13 protein-coding genes and 5 pseudogenes are annotated in these 16,572 nt (G+C 61.1%); 5 read left to right on the top strand and 13 right to left on the bottom strand.

Going from position 1 to position 16,572, the window contains the following annotated elements; genetic code table 11:
* Positions 1–3: 3 nt before the first annotated feature.
* The 5 genes and pseudogenes from N7E02_RS24750 to N7E02_RS24730 form a co-directional block, all read right to left on the bottom strand.
* Positions 4–1,788: a gamma-glutamyltransferase family protein gene (locus tag N7E02_RS24750; protein ID WP_286580286.1), complete on the bottom strand. Its 1,785-nt coding sequence runs from the start codon at positions 1,786–1,788 to the stop codon at positions 4–6.
* Between the two features lie 18 nt (positions 1,789–1,806).
* Complete coding sequence (locus N7E02_RS24745) at positions 1,807–2,679, bottom strand: ABC transporter permease (RefSeq protein ID WP_286580284.1); 873 nt, start codon at positions 2,677–2,679, stop codon at positions 1,807–1,809.
* Positions 2,680–2,689: 10 nt separating this feature from the next.
* Positions 2,690–3,635 (bottom strand): annotated as a pseudogene (locus N7E02_RS24740) (ABC transporter permease).
* Between the two features lie 77 nt (positions 3,636–3,712).
* Positions 3,713–5,221 carry an ABC transporter substrate-binding protein gene (locus tag N7E02_RS24735; protein WP_286580282.1) on the bottom strand — a complete coding sequence of 503 codons (1,509 nt, stop codon included), beginning with the start codon at positions 5,219–5,221 and terminating at the stop codon, positions 3,713–3,715.
* 97 nt (positions 5,222–5,318) lie between these two features.
* Positions 5,319–6,020, bottom strand: coding sequence for a FadR/GntR family transcriptional regulator (locus N7E02_RS24730; protein WP_286584024.1), 702 nt, complete (start codon positions 6,018–6,020; stop codon positions 5,319–5,321).
* Between the two features lie 275 nt (positions 6,021–6,295).
* Between N7E02_RS24730 and sthA the strand changes: the two genes are divergently transcribed.
* Both sthA and N7E02_RS24720 read left to right on the top strand, forming a co-directional pair.
* The gene (gene sthA / locus N7E02_RS24725) at positions 6,296–7,789 is read left to right on the top strand and encodes a Si-specific NAD(P)(+) transhydrogenase (protein WP_286580280.1); all 1,494 of its coding nucleotides are present in this window, start codon (positions 6,296–6,298) and stop codon (positions 7,787–7,789) included.
* Between the two features lie 102 nt (positions 7,790–7,891).
* Positions 7,892–8,119 (top strand): hypothetical protein, encoded by a 228-nt coding sequence (locus tag N7E02_RS24720; RefSeq protein ID WP_286580277.1) that lies wholly within the window; start codon positions 7,892–7,894, stop codon positions 8,117–8,119.
* Here the strand turns inward: N7E02_RS24720 and N7E02_RS24715 are convergent.
* A complete protein-coding gene (locus N7E02_RS24715; protein ID WP_286580275.1) occupies positions 8,079–8,618 on the bottom strand; it encodes a P-loop nucleotide/nucleoside kinase family protein in 540 nt (179 codons plus the stop codon). The two genes, N7E02_RS24720 and N7E02_RS24715, sit on opposite strands and share 41 nt — an antisense overlap.
* Positions 8,619–8,773: 155 nt before the next feature.
* A pseudogene (rpsD, locus tag N7E02_RS24710) lies at positions 8,774–9,392 on the bottom strand (30S ribosomal protein S4).
* A 336-nt stretch (positions 9,393–9,728) separates the two neighbouring features.
* Here rpsD and N7E02_RS24705 point away from each other — a divergent pair.
* Positions 9,729–10,708: pseudogene (locus N7E02_RS24705) on the top strand (TerC family protein).
* Positions 10,709–10,783: 75 nt separating this feature from the next.
* Here the strand turns inward: N7E02_RS24705 and N7E02_RS24700 are convergent.
* The 4 genes and pseudogenes from N7E02_RS24700 to N7E02_RS24685 all read right to left on the bottom strand — a co-directional run bounded on the left by N7E02_RS24700 (position 10,784) and on the right by N7E02_RS24685 (position 13,848).
* Positions 10,784–12,306 (bottom strand): annotated as a pseudogene (locus N7E02_RS24700) (helicase HerA domain-containing protein).
* Between the two features lie 135 nt (positions 12,307–12,441).
* The gene (locus N7E02_RS24695; protein ID WP_286580270.1) at positions 12,442–13,080 is read right to left on the bottom strand and encodes a LysE family translocator; all 639 of its coding nucleotides are present in this window, start codon (positions 13,078–13,080) and stop codon (positions 12,442–12,444) included.
* A gap of 64 nt (positions 13,081–13,144) precedes the next feature.
* A complete protein-coding gene (locus N7E02_RS24690; protein WP_286584023.1) occupies positions 13,145–13,558 on the bottom strand; it encodes a GNAT family N-acetyltransferase in 414 nt (137 codons plus the stop codon).
* A 38-nt stretch (positions 13,559–13,596) separates the two neighbouring features.
* A complete protein-coding gene (locus N7E02_RS24685) occupies positions 13,597–13,848 on the bottom strand; it encodes a hypothetical protein (RefSeq protein ID WP_286580268.1) in 252 nt (83 codons plus the stop codon).
* A gap of 549 nt (positions 13,849–14,397) precedes the next feature.
* Here N7E02_RS24685 and N7E02_RS24680 point away from each other — a divergent pair.
* Both N7E02_RS24680 and N7E02_RS24675 read left to right on the top strand, forming a co-directional pair.
* Positions 14,398–14,721, top strand: a complete 324-nt coding sequence (locus N7E02_RS24680; protein WP_286580265.1) for a hypothetical protein — start codon at positions 14,398–14,400, stop codon at positions 14,719–14,721.
* On the top strand, positions 14,658–14,915 hold the full coding sequence (locus N7E02_RS24675) for a helix-turn-helix transcriptional regulator (protein ID WP_445344468.1): 258 nt from the start codon (positions 14,658–14,660) through the stop codon (positions 14,913–14,915). Before N7E02_RS24680 ends, N7E02_RS24675 begins: the two co-directional genes overlap by 64 nt.
* Positions 14,916–14,940: 25 nt before the next feature.
* Here the strand turns inward: N7E02_RS24675 and murI are convergent, their stop codons facing one another.
* Entirely contained in the window at positions 14,941–15,738 is a 798-nt protein-coding gene (gene murI, locus N7E02_RS24670) for a glutamate racemase (RefSeq protein WP_286580263.1), read from the bottom strand.
* Positions 15,722–16,557, bottom strand: a pseudogene (locus tag N7E02_RS24665) (RNA methyltransferase). The gene murI and the pseudogene N7E02_RS24665 overlap by 17 nt, the downstream one beginning before the upstream one ends.
* Positions 16,558–16,572 lie beyond the last annotated feature (15 nt).

Genomic DNA, 16,572 nt, shown 5'->3' with positions numbered 1-16,572 from the left:
GGATCAGCGTCCGATCGCATAGGCCTGCATCAGGCGCGGGGTTGCAGCGGCGCGCAGCAGGCCGTCGGCATCGCGGCGGGCAGCCGTCAGGCGACCGACCGTCCATGGATCGGCAACCTTGACCTTGTGGCCGCGGCGGCGAAGCTCTTCGAGCGTCGCCTCGCCGATCGTGCTTTCCACCATGATCTCGCCCGGCGAGCTGGTACGCGGGTAGAAGGAGCCAGGGAAGTGGGACGTGTGGAAGAGCGGCATGTCGATCGCCGCCTGCAGGTTCTTGCCGTGATGGGCGTAACGCAGGAAGAAGGGCAGCTGCCACTGGTCCTGCTGGTCGCCACCCGGCGTTCCGAACACCATCGAGGGCTTGCCCTGATGCAGTGCCAGCGACGGCGTCAGCGTGGTGCGCGGACGCTTGCCCGGTGCCAGCGACGTCGGCAGGCCTTCCTTCAGCCAGAACATCTGGGCGCGGGAATTGAGCGCAAAGCCGAGACCCGGCACGATCGGCGAGGACTGCAGCCAGCCGCCAGAAGGCGTGGTCGAGACCATGTTGCCCCAGCGGTCGATGACGTCGATATGGACGGTATCGCCCTTCTTCTCGGTCAGGTGCGACATGGTCGGCTCATAGACGGTGCCGGTGCCGCTCATCTCGGCCAGCATCGCCATCGTGGCGGCGACCTGATTGTCATAGCCCGGCACGGTGCCCGGGCGCAGGTCCAGCGATGCGGTAGAGCCGATCAGCTTGCGGCGCTCGGCATTGTAGCCTTCGGATAGCAGATATTCGGTCGGGATCTGGCCGAATTCCGGATCGCCGTAATAGACCTCGCGGTCGGCATAGGCGAGCTTCATCGCCTCGACGATCGTGTGGACGAAATCCGGGCCGGACGGGTCCATGGCACCGAGATCGAAGCCCTTCAGGAGGGCGAGCGACTGCAGGAGAACAGGTCCCTGCCCCCAGGCCGGCGTCTTGGCGATCGTCCAGTCCTGATAGTCGAGCGTCTGCGGTGCTTCCACCGTGGCGCTCCAACCAGCCATGTCATCGGCCGTCAACACGCCCTTGTGCTTCGAGCCTGAGGCATCCATGACTTCGGCAGTCTTGAGGTAGGTGTCGATCGTCTCGGCGACGAAACCGCGATAGAAGGCGTCGCGCGCTGCCTCCACCTGGTTTTCGCGGCCGGTCCTTGCTTCCGATTCAGCGATGATGCGCTTGTAGGTTTCGGCCAGAACCGGGTTCTTGAAGTTGGCGAGCGGCTCAGGCGCGGAACCGCCCGGAAGCCAGGTCTCGTAGGAGGTCGGCCATTCCTTTTCGAAGAATTCGGCAAGGCCCTTGATCGTGTTCGAAACGCGCGGCAGCGTCGGATGGCCGTACTCGGCGTAATAGATCGCCGGCTCCAAAACTTCGCGGACGGTCATCGTGCCATAGTCGCGCAGCATCAGCATCCAGCCGTCGAAGGCGCCGGGGATGACGGTTGCGAGCAGGCCGTCACCGGGGATCAGCTTCAGGCCTTCACTCGTATAGTGCTCGATAGAGGCACCGGCTGGGGCCGGGCCCTGGGCACAGATGACTTCCACCTTGTCGGTCTTCTTCGAGTAGAAGACGGCCGGCATGTCGCCGCCCGGGCCGCAGAGATGCGGCTCGACGATCTGCAGCACGAAGCCGGTGGCGACGGCCGCATCGAAAGCATTGCCGCCCTTTTCGAGGATCGCCATACCGACGGCCGACGCAATCCAGTGGGTGGAGGTGACGACGCCGAACGTGCCGAGGATTTCGGGCCTAGTCGTAAAGTCACTCATTATCGCATTCCTTGAGACTTAATTTTCACGCGGGTCGAGCGCATCGCGCAGACCGTCGCCGAGCAGGTTGAAGCCGATCACGACGAGGAAGATCGCGATGCCGGGCCACAGCGTCATCCACGGCGCCTGGCTGAGAAAATTCTTGGCAGTGTTGAGCATGGAGCCCCAGCTTGGCGCCGGCGCCTGCTGGCCGAGGCCAAGGAAGGACAGGCTCGCTTCCGCAATGATGGCGGTCGCCACCGTCAGCGTCGCCTGGACGATGATCGGAGCGAAGACGTTGGGCAGGATATAGCGTGTCATGATGTCGACGTGGTTGAGGCCGATCGAACGAGCGCCCTCGACATAGTCTTCCGTCTTGACGGCGAGAACCTGGCCGCGGGTCAGCCGCACGAAGATCGGCATGGCGGAGAGGCCGATAGCGATCATCGCATTGGTCAGGCTCGGGCCGAGGAAGGCCGCGAGCGCAATCGCCATGATGAGAAACGGCATGGCGAGCAGCGCCTCGGTGATGCGCGAAATCACCATATCGACCCATCCGCCGAAATAGCCGGAGATCAGGCCGAACGGCACGCCGATCACCACCGCGATGAGAACCGAGATGACGCCCGCCATCAGCGAGGCCTGGGCGCCCCAGATCATCCGCGAAAGAATGTCACGGCCGAGGTCGTCGGTGCCGAGCCAGTGGGCGGCCGACGGCGCCTTGCGGATGGCGCCCCAGCTTGTGGCTACCGGATCGGGGATCGGCAGGACCGGTGCCAGGATCGCTAGGATGGCGAAGAAGGCGACGATGACGAGGCCGACAAGTGCCGACTTGTTGCGCTTCATCTTCTTCCAGGCGCGGCTTTCCTGTCGCTTGACCGGGACGGAGACGGTGGAATTGAGTGCGGTCATATCATCAGCCTCAGATAGTCGCCCTGAGGCGCGGATTGAGCAGGACATAGGCGATGTCTGCGAGCAGGTTCATCAGGATGAAGCCGACGGCAGTGCAGAGCACGATGCCCTGGACGACGGCATAGTCACGGGTGAAAACGGCATCGACGGTCATCTTGCCGAAGCCTGGAATGGTGAAGATCTGTTCGGTCAGAACCGCACCGGCGAGCAATTCGCCGAAGAGCAGCGCGAGTAGCGTGATGACCGGCAGAAGCGCATTGCGGAAGCTGTGCGACATGACGACTGCCCAGGGAGAAAGCCCTTGGCGCGGGCGGTGCGGATGTAGTCCGAACTCAGGACCGCGACCATGGCAGAGCGCGTGTGGCGCATCAGGGTGGCGGCCAGCGCGTTACCGAGAACGAAGGCCGGCATGATCATCGTCTCGATCGAGCGGACCGGATCGACGAAGATCGATTCGTAGCCCGAGGCCGGCAGCCAACCGAGTTGAACCGAGACAAGCAGGATCAGCATGATGCCGAGCCAGAAATTCGGGATCGAGAGACCCGACAGCGCAATGATATTGGCCGTGTAGTCGATCCAGGTGTTCTTCTTGACGGCGGCGAGGATGCCGATCGGGATGCCGATGATCATCGCGAAGAACATGGCCATGACGGCGAGCTGGATGGTGACCGGCAACTTCTGGCCGATCAGCTCCAGCACCGGCTGGTTGGTGCGGAGGAAATGCCGAAATCGCCGGTCACGACGCCACCCAGCCAGTTGATGTACTGGATCGGCATGGGATCGTTGAGGCGATACTTCTCGCGCAGGAATTCGATGGTCGCCGGATCGCGCTCTTCACCGGCCATGGCCAGGATCGGATCGCCGGGGAGCAGTTTCTGCAGGGAGAAGACGAAGATCGAGATGATCAACAGGGTCGGGATGGCGACCAGCAGTCGCTTGCCGATATAGACAGGCATGGCATTGCCCTCGTTCGTGCTTATTCAGGCATAGCCGCACGGGAAGATCCCGTGCGGCCGTCGTGGTGATGTGAAGATCAGTCCTTGGATACGCCGAGCAGGCGGATCATGCCGTCCGGCGAAGGCTTCCAGCCCTTGACCTTGTTGGAGACCGCGTAGGCGTAAGGCTGATGGCCGAGATAGATGATCGGCATGTCCTCGTTCAACAGGACGGAGGCCGCGTCATACTTTTCCTTGCGGACGGCGTCGTCGGTCGAGGCGCGGGCGTCGTTGAGCAGCTTGTCGACTTCCGGGTTGCAGTACTTCACGTCGTTGATGCCGCCCTTGCAGGTGACGAACTGGTGAAGGTTGCCGTCCGGATCGATGCGGCCCGACCAATCCGAACGCGACAGCTGATAGTTGCCGGCGGTCTGCTCGGAAAGCAGCGTCGCGAATTCGGTCGCCTTCAGCGTGACGTTGAAGCCGGCTTCCGCCACCATCGACTGGATGACCTGCATCATCTGGGTCTGGGTCGTGTTGTTGGCGTGCTGCAGTTCGACATCGAGCGTTTCGTAGCCCGCTTCCTTCATCAACTGCTTGGCCTTCTCGATGTCACGGGCAGGAACAGGCAGGTTCTGGTTGAACCACGGGCTCGTCGGCGGATAAGGCTGGTTGCCGGCCTTGGACGTGCCTTCGAAGACGATCTGGCCGATCGCTTCACGGTCGATGGCGAGCGAGAAGGCCTGGCGCAGGCGCTTGTCCTTGCCGAGCGGGTTATCTGCACGGGCGCCGTTGCCGACGTTGACATACATGGCCATGTAGCCCGGGCCGATGACGTCGGCATAGGTGAGGTTCGAATCGCTCTTCACAGATTCCGCATCCGAAGCCGAGATGCGCTCGGCCATGTCGAGGTCACCCGAACGCAGGTTGGCGAGCTTTACGGTCGTGTCGGGGATCGGCAGATAGGTCACCTTGTCGACCAGGACCTTGTCCTTGTCCCAGTAGTCGGCGAACTTTTCCAGCACGATACGGTCCTGCTGGATGCGCTCGACGAACTTGAACGGACCGGCGCAGGACGGCTTGGAGCCGAAATTGGCGCCGAGTTCCTTGGCGACCTTCGGCGCGACGATCATGCCGGCGCGGTCGGTCAGCTGCGCGAGCAGCGTGACGTCGGCGGATTTCAGGGTAAACTTGACTTCGAACGGACCGGTGGCCTCGACCTTTTCAACGGAAGACAGCTCGCTCTTGCGGCGCGATTCCGGCAGGGTCATGTTGCGTTCGATCGTTGCGACAACGGCGGCTGCGTCGAGCGGTTCGCCATCATGGAACTTGACGCCCTCGCGGATCTTCATCGTCAGAACCTTGCCCTCTTCGGACCAGGCCCATTCGGTGGCGAGCTGCGGAACGATCTTCATGTTCTCGTCGATGTCGACGAGCTTGTCGCACATCGCGGTGTAGACAATACGGCCGACGAAGGTACGCGACTGGGCCGGGTCCAGCACGTCGGCGTCATCGTTGAGGCCGATGCGAAGTTCGCTGGCCATCGCCGGGAAAGCCAGGAAAGCTCCGGCGAGTAGTGTTGCGGTCAGGGTGGAGAATCTCTTCATGTTCAGTCCTCTGGTCTGGCTATCTTTGGGTGGCATTATTCTTGTTGGCCGGCCCAACGGGCCAGGCAGGCATTACAAACGGATCAAGACGCGGCGCTCAGCGCGTCGGCGTCTCCTCCCCTGTCTTTGAGATCCGCGCTCCACTCGCCTCGTCGAGGCTTTCGAGAGAGGTCGCGCGGATCAAGCGTTCCTGGTGCATCAGCAGGTGCGTGCGCATGGCTTCACCCGCCCTGCCGGGATCGCGCGCGGCAATCGCATCGACGATCGCCATGTGCTGTTCATAGGAGGTGCGGCCATTGGTTCCGGTGCGGCGGGCGCGCTCGCGGATCGACTGCCAGGCATCGTCCTGACGAATGCGGTTGATCACATCGAAGATGGAGAGGAACAGCTTGTTACCGGCACTCTGGGCTATCTGGCGGTGAAGCGACCCATCCCATAACTCCTTGGAATCGGCATCGGTGCTCTGGCCGGTCTTTTCCGCCAGCGAGCGCATACGCTCGACTTCGGACGGCTTTGCACGCATCGCGGCCAGCTGGGCCAGCTGCGGCTCGATCCGTAAGCGGACCTCCATGATCTCCATGAGATCGGTGCCGGCCACCAATGCCTCGACATGGCCGCTCCAGTCATCGGGGCGCTCGCCGACGAACGTACCGGCACCCTGCCGGCGCCAGATCAGCCCTTCGGATTCCAGCACCTCCAAAGCTCGTCGGACCGCCCTACGGCTGACGCCTAGACTGTCCGTAAGAGCGCGCTCAGTCGGCAGGCGCCCTTCGCTGCCGAACTCGCCCGAGGAGATCATCTCCCTGAGGCGCACAAGAGCGTAATACGAGTTGTCAGCGGGGGCACTCAATTCGGGACCATTCTCTGAACCAATTAGCAATTGGTCACAAGAAAGAGCATCGGACTTCACCCGTCAAGACATTTTTTCAGCAATTCACGCGGCTGCTCATTTTTGGACTTTTGCTGATTTTTTCAGACTTTCCTCCATGCAATCAAAATTTTAGAATGGGAGTGTAGAGTGGGTCTCAGTTGTTTCAGCTGACTGCAGCCAGCAAAGCGCAAGCGGAGAAATTCATGAACCAGTACGACCTCATCGTGATTGGCAGCGGTCCGGCAGGACGTCGGGCAGCCATCCAGGCGGCAAAGCTCGACAAGAAGGTTCTCGTCGTCGAACAGGGCCGCAGGGTCGGCGGCGTTTCCGTCCATACCGGCACGATCCCGTCGAAGACGCTGCGCGAGACCGCGCTCAACCTCTCCGGCTGGCGAGAGCGCGGCTTCTACGGCCAGTCCTATCGCGTCAAGCAGGAGATCAGCGCGGAAGACCTGCGTCGCCGCCTGCTGATCACGCTCGATCATGAAGTGGAAGTGCTCGAACACCAGTTCGCACGCAACCGCGTGCAGCACATCCGCGGCAAGGCAAGCTTCGTCGCACCGGATACGATGCAGATCGTCAAGGATGACGACGACATCATTCATGTTGCAGGCAAGAGCATCCTGCTTGCCGTCGGCACACGTCCCTATCGCCCCGAATCGATACCCTTCGACAACAAGACCGTGCTGGACAGCGACGAGCTGCTCGAAATCCACTCCCTGCCCCGCTCCATGGTCGTCATCGGCGCAGGTGTCATCGGCATCGAATATGCGACGATCTTCAGCGCACTCGACACGGCCGTGACCGTCATCGATCCGAAGTCGGCCATGCTCGACTTCATCGACAAGGAGATCGTCGAGGACTTCACCTATCAGCTGCGTGATCGCAACATGAAGCTGCTGCTCGGCCAGAAGGCCGAGAAGGTGGAAAAACTGCCGGACGGCAAGGTTTCCGTCACGGTCGACAGCGGCCGAAAGATCATCACCGACATGGTGCTTTATGCAGCCGGCCGCATGGGCGCAACCGACACGCTCAACCTCGCCGCAGCAGGCCTCGAGGCCGACAGTCGCGGGCGTCTCCGGGTCAATCCGGAAACATTCGAGACATCCGTTCCCGGCATTTTTGCAGCCGGTGACGTCGTCGGCTTCCCGAGCCTTGCCTCCACCTCGATGGAACAGGGCCGTATCGCAGCCCGTGTCGCCGTCGGCGCCATCGCCATGGAGCCGCAGAAATACTTCCCCTACGGCATCTATGCCGTGCCGGAAATCTCGACCTGCGGCCTGACGGAAGAGGAAATGAAGGAACGCGGCATCCCGTACGAATGCGGCATCGCCCGCTTCCGGGAAACCTCGCGCGGCCACATCATGGGCCTCGATACCGGAATGCTGAAGCTGATCTTCTCCCTGAAGACCCGCCGGCTGCTCGGCGTCCACATCGTCGGCGAAGGCGCAACCGAGCTCGTCCACATTGGCCAGGCGGTGCTTAACCTCAAGGGCACTGTCGAATATTTCGTCGAGAACACCTTCAACTATCCGACGCTCGCCGAAGCCTACAAGATCGCCGGCCTCGATGCCTGGAACCGCATGGGCGAGAAGAAGGACGCGCCCGCCGACACGGTCAAGCTGACCGACACGACGACATCGACCACCGTCGAGGAGACCGTCAAATCGGAAAAGAAGAAGGCCGCATCGAAATGATGCGGCGCCATCAGAGACAAGTCTGATGGCCGGACGGCGGCGCAGCCTGATTTCGATCTACGGGATCAGCCTCGCCGCCATCCTGCTTTTGCCACCTTTCCCGTGATCGCGGCGCTTGGCGCCGGCGCGATCGCGGATGCAGCAGGTTGCCAACTCGACGAAAGCCGCACCTACCCTTGCGTGATCGGCGGGACGGATTATGGGGAAACACTATACGGTTTGGGCGTGCTGGGATGGCTGATGCTCATCACCATCCCTTACGGCGCGGCCGCCCTCGGGCTATGGCTGATTATCCTCGTCGTCCACCTGATAGTCCGGTTCTACCGCTGAGACTGTCGATCGCAGCCTCGATCCGCTCGACACAGTCTTCAACCGAAAGAACGGCCGTATCGAGCACAAGGCGCTCGCCCGACCAGGGTAGATAGTTGCGGGAACAGACCTCCTCCCAGGTCGGAGGGCGCAAGCCGTCGATATCCAGCACGCGAGTCTCCACCCGGCGACGATGTTCTTCCTCGTCGCTGCAGATGATCTCGACATCGAGGCTGTGGAGATCTAGGCGAGCCGCGACCTCCCGCCATCCGGCGCGGCTCTCGGCCACCGGATTGACGCTGTCGGCGATGACCATATTGGCGATTTTCAAGTTGGATGATGCGATGACATGGGCGACCACATATCCAGCCGCGCCGATCTCCCGACCGTCCGACAGATCACGCCTGAGCACATGTTCGATCTCGTCGACGCGGATATAGACCGCCCCGTAGCGGGTAGCCAGCGCCTTGCCGATGGTCGTCTTGCCGCTTCCCGGCAACCCGCTCAGGATGATCAACATGGCAACTCCCGGCCGCGACTCTCTGTCGTCGCCAGGCAGACTATCGGCCCAAAACAGAATCTTGCACGACAGCCTTGCCGGGATGAACCGCATTTGCGGAGCGCAGATAAAAAATGGCCCCTTGCGGGGCCATTTTCGAAAAGTTTTCGTCGCGATTAACGCGAGTAGAATTCGACGACCAGCGACGGTTCCATGATGACCGGGTACGGTACATCCGAGAGAGCCGGTACGCGAGCGTAGGTGGCAACCATCTTATTGTGGTCAACTTCGATGTAGTCCGGAACGTCGCGTTCAGCGAGCGAAACGGCTTCGAGAACCGTGACGAGCTGCTTGGACTTCTGGCGGACTTCGATGACGTCGCCGGCCTTGCAACGGTAGGAACCGATGTTGACCTTGACGCCATTGACAGTGACGTGGCCGTGGTTGACGAACTGACGGGCAGCGAAGACCGTCGGAACGAACTTGGCGCGGTAGACGATGGCGTCGAGGCGCGATTCCAGCAGACCGATCAGGTTTTCACCGGTGTCGCCCTTGCGGCGGTTGGCTTCTTCGTAGATCGCGCGGAACTGCTTCTCGCGGATGTCGCCGTAGTAGCCCTTCAGCTTCTGCTTGGCGCGCAGCTGAACACCGAAGTCGGAGAGCTTGCCCTTGCGGCGCTGGCCGTGCTGGCCCGGGCCGTATTCGCGGCGGTTGACCGGGGACTTCGGACGGCCCCAGATGTTTTCGCCCATACGGCGGTCGATTTTGTACTTGGACGATCTCGCGCTTGCTCATCGCATTTCCTTTCAAACGGTTTCACCGGTTTGTTGCCAAACCGGATCAAGGAAACACGCCCTCCTCTGAACCCCGATTTAGGAGCTCTGACAGGTCTCTCACGAAAGCGATCGGAGAGGACCACGGGACATGTCAACAAAAACACCGGGCTTTGCAACCCGGCGCTGGCGGGTCTTTAGGCGGCTGTCATGGAAATGTCAACTGCATGCCCCTTGAAATGCGCGGTGCCGTGCCCCTATCTACGCGACCATGGATCCGGGCCCCTCTGGCGTATTCCGGACACTGCGTGATGTCGGATCCTGTTTAAAGCCAACCTCGTCCGGATAAGGTTGACTGATGGATCTCCTTTACATGGATTTTCTCGGCACGCCCACGTGGATGTGGGCGATCTTCATTGCACTCGTACTCTCTCTCTGGCCCTCGATCTCGGCGTCCTGCACAAGGATTCTAAGGAGATCGGCGTTAAGGAGAGCCTGTTGATGTCGGCGTTTTATATCGCGATCGGCATCGCCTTCGGCGGCTGGATTTGGTTCCAGCAGGGACAGCAGCCCGCGGTGGAATATCTCACCGGCTTCGTCGTCGAAAAGAGCCTCGCGATGGACAATATCTTCATCATCGCGATGATCTTCTCCTACTTCGCCATTCCGCGACAGTATCAGCACCGGGTCCTGCTCTACGGCATTCTCGGCGTCATCGTGCTGCGCGGCATCATGATCGCCGGCGGCGCGATGATCGTGGAAAACTTCCACTGGGTTCTCTACCTCTTCGCCGCCTTCCTGGTGTTCACCGGCATCAAGATGCTGGTGTCGTCGGACCATGACGAAAGCGACATCGGCAACAATGCGATGCTGAAATTCCTGCGTCGCCGCCTGCCGGTGACCAAGGAGCTGCATGGCGAAAGCTTCTTCGTCAAACAGAAGGATGACAAGACCGGCGCATTGAAGACTTTCGTCACGCCGCTCTTCCTGGCGCTGATCATGGTGGAACTGGCCGACCTCGTCTTCGCGGTCGACTCGATCCCGGCGATTTTTGCCATCACCACGGATCCGTTCCTCGTCTACACGTCGAACATTTTTGCGATCCTCGGCCTTCGTGCGCTTTATTTCGCGCTCGCGGCCCTGATGCACCGCTTTGCCTATCTCAAATATTCGCTGGCTGCGGTGCTAATCTTCGTCGGCTCGAAAATCTTCGTCGCCGACATGCTGGGCATATCGAAGATCCCGCCATCGATCTCTCTCGGCGTCACCATCGCCATCCTGGCAACCGGCATCATCGGTTCGCTGTGGGCGACGAAGGACGATCGGCAGAAGGCATAGTGCGGCCTCCCAAGCCTAGAAACGACAACACCCCGGCAGAACCTGCCGGGGTGTTGTCATAAGGTCGGCCTCACATCACTCTGCGGCGATCTTGGCATCATCCTCATCCGGCGCCTCTGCGGCACCGGGTGCGGTCTCCGCCTGCAGGTCCGGAAATGCCACGATGCGCTTGCCGGCGAAATCCGCGTGAACGACGATCAGACCCTGCTCCTCGAAATAGCCAAGAAGACGGCGGGCGCGGCGGGCCGAATGGGTGCCGTAAGCGCGGGCGATGCGGGCATCCGACGGGCAAGGTTCGCCACCAAGAGCTGCCTTCGCCATCATCAGGAAAACGCCCTGCAGATCGTCGGACACGCCGTTGGACAAGGACAGGACCGTTGCCCAGCTATCGCTTGCGGCCATCGCCGCATCGACGCCGGAACGGGCGATCGCGGTGCGCCGGCGGAAATCGCTGAGCGAGATCGGCGGACCGGGCAGACGGCGCATGCGGGCCCGAACGAGAAAGTCCTGATAAAGAACGGCATCGGTGCGGTAGGCCGATTGCGGATCGTCGAGGATTTCCGAGAGAACCGCCATCAGGCGTTCCTCCCGCTCTTCTTCCGAAAGTTCGGGCATAGGCGTGCGCGATTCATTTGCCGCAGGCTGGATGGCAGCGGGCGTCGAGCGCGACAGTTCGGCCAGAATATCGGTAGTGGGACGCGGTGCGGGCGTCGGGCGACGCACGGCGGTGATCGGCCTTGCGAATTCTTCCGGGTCCGGCGTGAAAATCAGATCCTCGACATCCTGCGGCGCATCGGGCAACGGCATCAGCTTGGGGCTGGACGAACGCGCCGACGTCTCGACATTGCCGATGACGATCGGCAGCGGGCGACGCGACAGAGCCGGACCGAGCGCTACGAAATTGCCGCGCTTCAGATCGCGGAACATTTCCGCCTGACGGCGGTCCATGCCGAGAAGGTCGGCGGCGCGCGCCATGTCGATATCGAGGAAGGTACGGCCCATCAGGAAGTTGGAAGCTTCCGCCGCGACGTTCTTGGCAAGCTTTGCCAGGCGCTGCGTGGCGATGACGCCGGCCAGACCGCGCTTACGACCGCGGCACATCAGGTTGGTCATCGCGCCGAGCGACATCTTTCTGGCGTCTTCGGAGACATCACCGCCGACCGACGGGGCAAACATCTGCGCTTCGTCGACGACGACGAGGACCGGATACCAGTAATCGCGATCGGCATCGAACATGCCGTTCAGGAATGCAGCGGCAGCGCGCATCTGCTCTTCGAGGTCGAGACCTTCGAGCGTGAGCACGCAGGAGACGCGGTTCTTGCGGATACGGTTGGCGATGCCGGCAAGCTCCGCCTCGGTGCGCTCGCCATCGACGACGACATGGCCGTATTTATCGGACAGCGTGACGAAGTCGCCCTCGGGATCGATGACGACCTGCTGCACCCAGGAGCGGACTGTTCCAGAAGACGGCGCAGGAGATGCGATTTTCCCGAGCCGGAATTGCCCTGCACGAGCAGGCGCGTGGCCAGCAGCTCCTCGATATCGAGCTTGGCCGGCTGGCCGCCGGTCACAGTTCCCATATCGATTCCGACCTGCAATGCCTTACCTCGTATGCCGTCTTATGATGATCTGTCGGCGGTCTCTTCGCGGTGACGCAATTCGCCGAACCGTCCCCATAACAGAGAACGGGATTCGTTTCGCCGGGCAAGTGCGAAAATCAACAGGCTTTGCGATTAAGCCGCAGCCCGCTTGAAACCGAGCGACAAGAGCCCCGCCCCGATCATCAGCGAACCACCGGTGCGGTTGACGATGCGCTGGACCTTCGGCTTGCGGATCGTGTTGCGCGCCATCGACGCCAGAAGGCCATAAAGTGCGGCATTGATTGTCGCCAGAACGAGGAAGGTCATTTCGAACACGGCCATCTGGACGAAGAGCGGCTTCGTGAGATCGAGAAACTGCGGCAGGAAGGCGACGAAGAAGACGATGCTTTTCGGATTCAGCGCCGTCACCGCATAGGTGTGCAGAAACACTCGGAAGGGCCGAACGGCTGACGCATCCGCGTCATCGATGGCGGCCGCTTGCTCGGAGACCGGCGCGCGCCAGAGCTTGATGCCGAGATAGATCAGATAGGCCGCACCCACCCATTTCAGCAAAGTGAACAGCATGGCGGAGGTTGCAAGCAGTGCGCCGAGGCCGAGCATGGAGGCGGTCATGGCGGTGAAATCGCCGAGCGCTACGCCGACAACCGTCGCGCTCGCCACCTTGCGGCCATGGCTCAGCGCGTAGGAAATGACGAGGAGGATGGTCGGGCCAGGGATCGCCAGCAGGATTGCGGACGCCGCGACAAAAGCGAGCCAGTGTTCGATGGACATATTATTTCCTCCTCATGTTAAATCGACCAAGCCACGGAAACGAATGCGTGGCAAGCGGTGGTATTCAGCCGATGCGACGCCAGGACAGAAGCAAGTCCGGCTCCCTCTCTTCATTGCCCGATCCGTCCGTTTCCGCGACTACGGCAAAGCCCTGCCCGTGATAAAACGCCCGAGCGTCGGCATTCCTCTGGAACGTCCAGAGAGACAGCGCGTCGTTTGCGGCCTTGGCATGATCCAGCAATCGCATGCCTATGCCCTGCCCCTGCGCAGCCGGGAGTACATAGAGCTGTTCGACCCACTCCTTGCGGTATGCGATGACGCCGAGCAGTTCGCCCGTCTGCTCGGCGCCCCATATTTCGCAGGTCGAGAAAAGATGATCCTGCCAAAACCCGCGATCTTCATCCGGCGTATGCAGGCTCGCGAGCCATGGCAGCCGCTGATCGAACGTGCTTCGGAACACGCGCGACGCGGCGGCCATGTCCGCCAGTTCAAGCCGACGATAGATGACACCGGCGCTCACAGGTACTGTCTCCAATGCTCGAAGCGCGCTTCGAGAACACGGTCGACCTCCGGAGAGAGCGGCGGCAGGCCGATATCCCTGCGGATATGATTGTCTAGATCGACCGAGCGATTGACCTTCCGACCGACCGACCGGCGAGCCACAATGACGACGAGTGCCCGCACTAGGCTCCACGGCCCGTGCCGCCTATAGAGTGCGTCCATTTCTGCCGACAGGATGTCGGCAACCATTACGTGTGCTTCACGCATAGCTTTTCCGCCCCGGCACGCGCGAGCGACCGGGTCCTTTCGAGGTTGGAAGCGACGCACGCGAAAATGCGGACAGCATAAGCCGTTACGCGGTCACATCGGGCACGTCAGATTGATATAAAGAAAGATGCCAGAAGGCAGATTCCGGGCGCAATCAGCCCCAGAAGGCCATCCCGATCACAGGTCGCGGACGGTTGCCGCCGGTGGTTCGGTTGGATCCGCCGAGGAGGCGCGTATAGGCGTAAAATACAGTCATCAATGCGCTCCCTTGTTTTGAGTTGCGGACGGTGGGAACATGACACGGAGTTTTGGAACGCGCAAGCGCTCACAATCGAAAATTGCACTCAAGCATGTTAACGTGGCGAATGCGCAACAGTAAGCTCGGGATTCTTGAGTTCACAGAGATCAGCAGAACAACGATACAGACCCAAATGTAAAGCACGCTTGACATCCAGAGCAAAAGTCTTGATGTAAAGTTAGCTTTACAGGAGGTCGCTATGCACCGGATCTCGTTATTTCAGGGAATTTGCCGCCGCACTTGTGTCCTACATGGCCTGCCTGTTCCTTTCGATCTTCCTTCTTTCGCGGGTAGAGACGGCCGCGCTACGCTCCATTCTCGCGCTTATCCCAATGATCCCGGCGTTTGCCATGTGCTGGGTCGTGCTGAGACAATTGCGGCGCATGGACGAGTTGCAGCGCCGCATCCAGTTGGAGGCCATGGGCTTTGCCTTTGCCGGCACGGCGCTCATCACCTTCAGCTACGGTTTTCTCGAAGTGACAGGCTTTGAGAAGGTTTCGATGTTTCTCGTCTGGCCGGTCATGGCAGTGCTCTGGGTCATCGGCACGATCATTGGCAACCGGCGCTATCGCTAACCGATGAAAAACCGAATTCGAGATCTGCGTGCGGAAAAAGCTGGTCGCAGGGCGAACTTGCCGCCCTTCTCGGCGTTTCGCGGCAGACGATCAATGCGCTGGAAACCGGGCGCTACGACCCGAGCCTGCCGCTGGCCTTCAAGATCGCCCGGCTCTTCTCGCTACCGATAGAGACCATATTCGAGGACGAGTGACCAATAGGCGCGGATCGGCTGCGCCTTAAACCGTTAGGCCAAAGCCTTGCATCAGGCGACGCGTGGCGAAATCCGGATTGCCGGAAGTGAATACGGCGAAGTCGTAATCGTCCGGGTGTTCGGCGCCATCGACGAGCGGAACCTTGCGGCGCGCCTGTCTGGCGATCGCCTCGGCTGGATCAAGCCAGTCGACCGGCCAGGGAGACAGGCGGCGAAAGACGTTGGCCATGAACGGGTAGTGCGTGCAGGCGAGCACGACGATGTCGGTCTTGTCGCCATCCTTCTCGACGAAGCATGGCGCGATCTCGGCCAGCACCGCCTCATCTGAAATCGCCTCGCCGCGAATATAGCTTTCCGCCATGCGGGCAAGGTTTTCGGAACCGACCAACCGGACATGGCACTGCGTGGCGAAAGACTGGATCAGATCGCGGGTGTAAGCACGCTTGACGGTGCCGGGGGTCGCGAGCACCGAGACGAGGCCCGAACGCGTACGCTCGGCCGCCGGCTTGATCGCAGGTACCGTGCCGACAAAGGTCATGTCGGGAAATTTTTCCCGCAGCGCGGCACCGGCAAGGGTGAAGGCGGTGTTGCAGGCGATGACGCAGATTTCGGGCCGATAATCGGCGATCAGCCTTTCGAAGAGGGTGAGGATACGCTCCTGCAGAGCGCCCTCCTCCCAGCTGCCATAGGGAAAGGCAGCGTCGTCGGCGACATAGATAAAACCGCGCTCCGGCATCAGAACACGTGCCTCGCGCAGAACCGTCAGCCCGCCGATGCCCGAATCGAACATCAGGACCGGTTTCAGCTCATTCTTCGCCGTCATTCCCCGCGCTCTCCCCGGCGTCAGCAGCTTTTTGCCTTGGCGTCGCCGCCCTTGCCCACTTGCGCGGAAAACGATCAAGCGAGTTGATCACGCCACGGAAGACGCTGATCTCCTGCTCGGTAAAGGCCCGCCGCGACAGGACCGCACGCAGGTTGTCGATCATTTTGGGCTTTTTTCAGCCGGATGGAAATAGCCGCGCGCATCGAGTGCTTCCTCGATATGCTCGAACATGCCCATCACCTGTTCCTTGGTGGAAGGGTTCTGCTCGACCGGCTGGAAGCGGGTTTCCTCCAGATCGTCGATGCCGGACTTCATCCAGTCATAGGACATCAGAAGCACGGCCTGGGCGATGTTGAGCGATGCGAAGGCCGGATTGACGGGGAAGGTGACGATCTCGTCGGCGAGTGCCACTTCCTCGTTGTTGAGGCCCCAGCGTTCGCGGCCGAAGAGAATGCCGGTCTTCTCGCCCGCCTTGAACTTTTCGCGCAGCGTCGTGGCCGCGAAGACGGGAGAGCGAACCGGCTTGAAACCGTAACGCTCGCGCGCAGTCGTCGCATAGACGAAATTCAGGTCGCTGATCGCTTCTTCCAGTGTCTCGTAGACCTTGGTGCCATCGATGACATGGTCGGCCTTGGAGGCGGCGGAACGCGCCTTCTCGCTCGGCCAGCCGTCGCGCGGATTGACGAGGCGAAGCTCGGCCAGGCCGAAATTGGCCATGGCGCGCGCCACCATCCCGATATTTTCTCCGAGCTGCGGCTCGACCAGAATGATGGCCGGGCCTTCGGCGATCAGTTCGCGCTCGCTGTTTGTTCCTGACATATTCGCTTCCGCTTG

The organism is Terrirhizobium terrae, assembly GCF_030323265.1.
In the GTDB taxonomy this organism is placed as follows: domain Bacteria; phylum Pseudomonadota; class Alphaproteobacteria; order Rhizobiales; family Rhizobiaceae; genus Neorhizobium.
This window is presented reverse-complemented; position numbering and strand designations above follow the sequence as displayed.

What these genes read in the sequence shown, in the direction of transcription:
- N7E02_RS24680 (WP_286580265.1), top strand. Translation starts at nt 14,398, where the DNA reads ATGGCCTGCCTGTTCCTTTCGATCTTCCTTCTTTCGCGGGTAGAGACG.
- N7E02_RS24685 (WP_286580268.1), bottom strand. Translation starts at nt 13,848, where the DNA reads ATGCGTGAAGCACACGTAATGGTTGCCGACATCCTGTCGGCAGAAATG.
- N7E02_RS24690 (WP_286584023.1), bottom strand. Translation starts at nt 13,558, where the DNA reads ATGGCCGCCGCGTCGCGCGTGTTCCGAAGCACGTTCGATCAGCGGCTG.
- murI (WP_286580263.1), bottom strand. Translation starts at nt 15,738, where the DNA reads ATGACGGCGAAGAATGAGCTGAAACCGGTCCTGATGTTCGATTCGGGC.
- sthA (WP_286580280.1), top strand. Translation starts at nt 6,296, where the DNA reads ATGAACCAGTACGACCTCATCGTGATTGGCAGCGGTCCGGCAGGACGT.
- N7E02_RS24750 (WP_286580286.1), bottom strand. Translation starts at nt 1,788, where the DNA reads ATGAGTGACTTTACGACTAGGCCCGAAATCCTCGGCACGTTCGGCGTC.
- N7E02_RS24745 (WP_286580284.1), bottom strand. Translation starts at nt 2,679, where the DNA reads ATGACCGCACTCAATTCCACCGTCTCCGTCCCGGTCAAGCGACAGGAA.
- N7E02_RS24735 (WP_286580282.1), bottom strand. Translation starts at nt 5,221, where the DNA reads ATGAAGAGATTCTCCACCCTGACCGCAACACTACTCGCCGGAGCTTTC.
- N7E02_RS24695 (WP_286580270.1), bottom strand. Translation starts at nt 13,080, where the DNA reads ATGTCCATCGAACACTGGCTCGCTTTTGTCGCGGCGTCCGCAATCCTG.
- N7E02_RS24730 (WP_286584024.1), bottom strand. Translation starts at nt 6,020, where the DNA reads ATGATCTCCTCGGGCGAGTTCGGCAGCGAAGGGCGCCTGCCGACTGAG.
- N7E02_RS24715 (WP_286580275.1), bottom strand. Translation starts at nt 8,618, where the DNA reads ATGTTGATCATCCTGAGCGGGTTGCCGGGAAGCGGCAAGACGACCATC.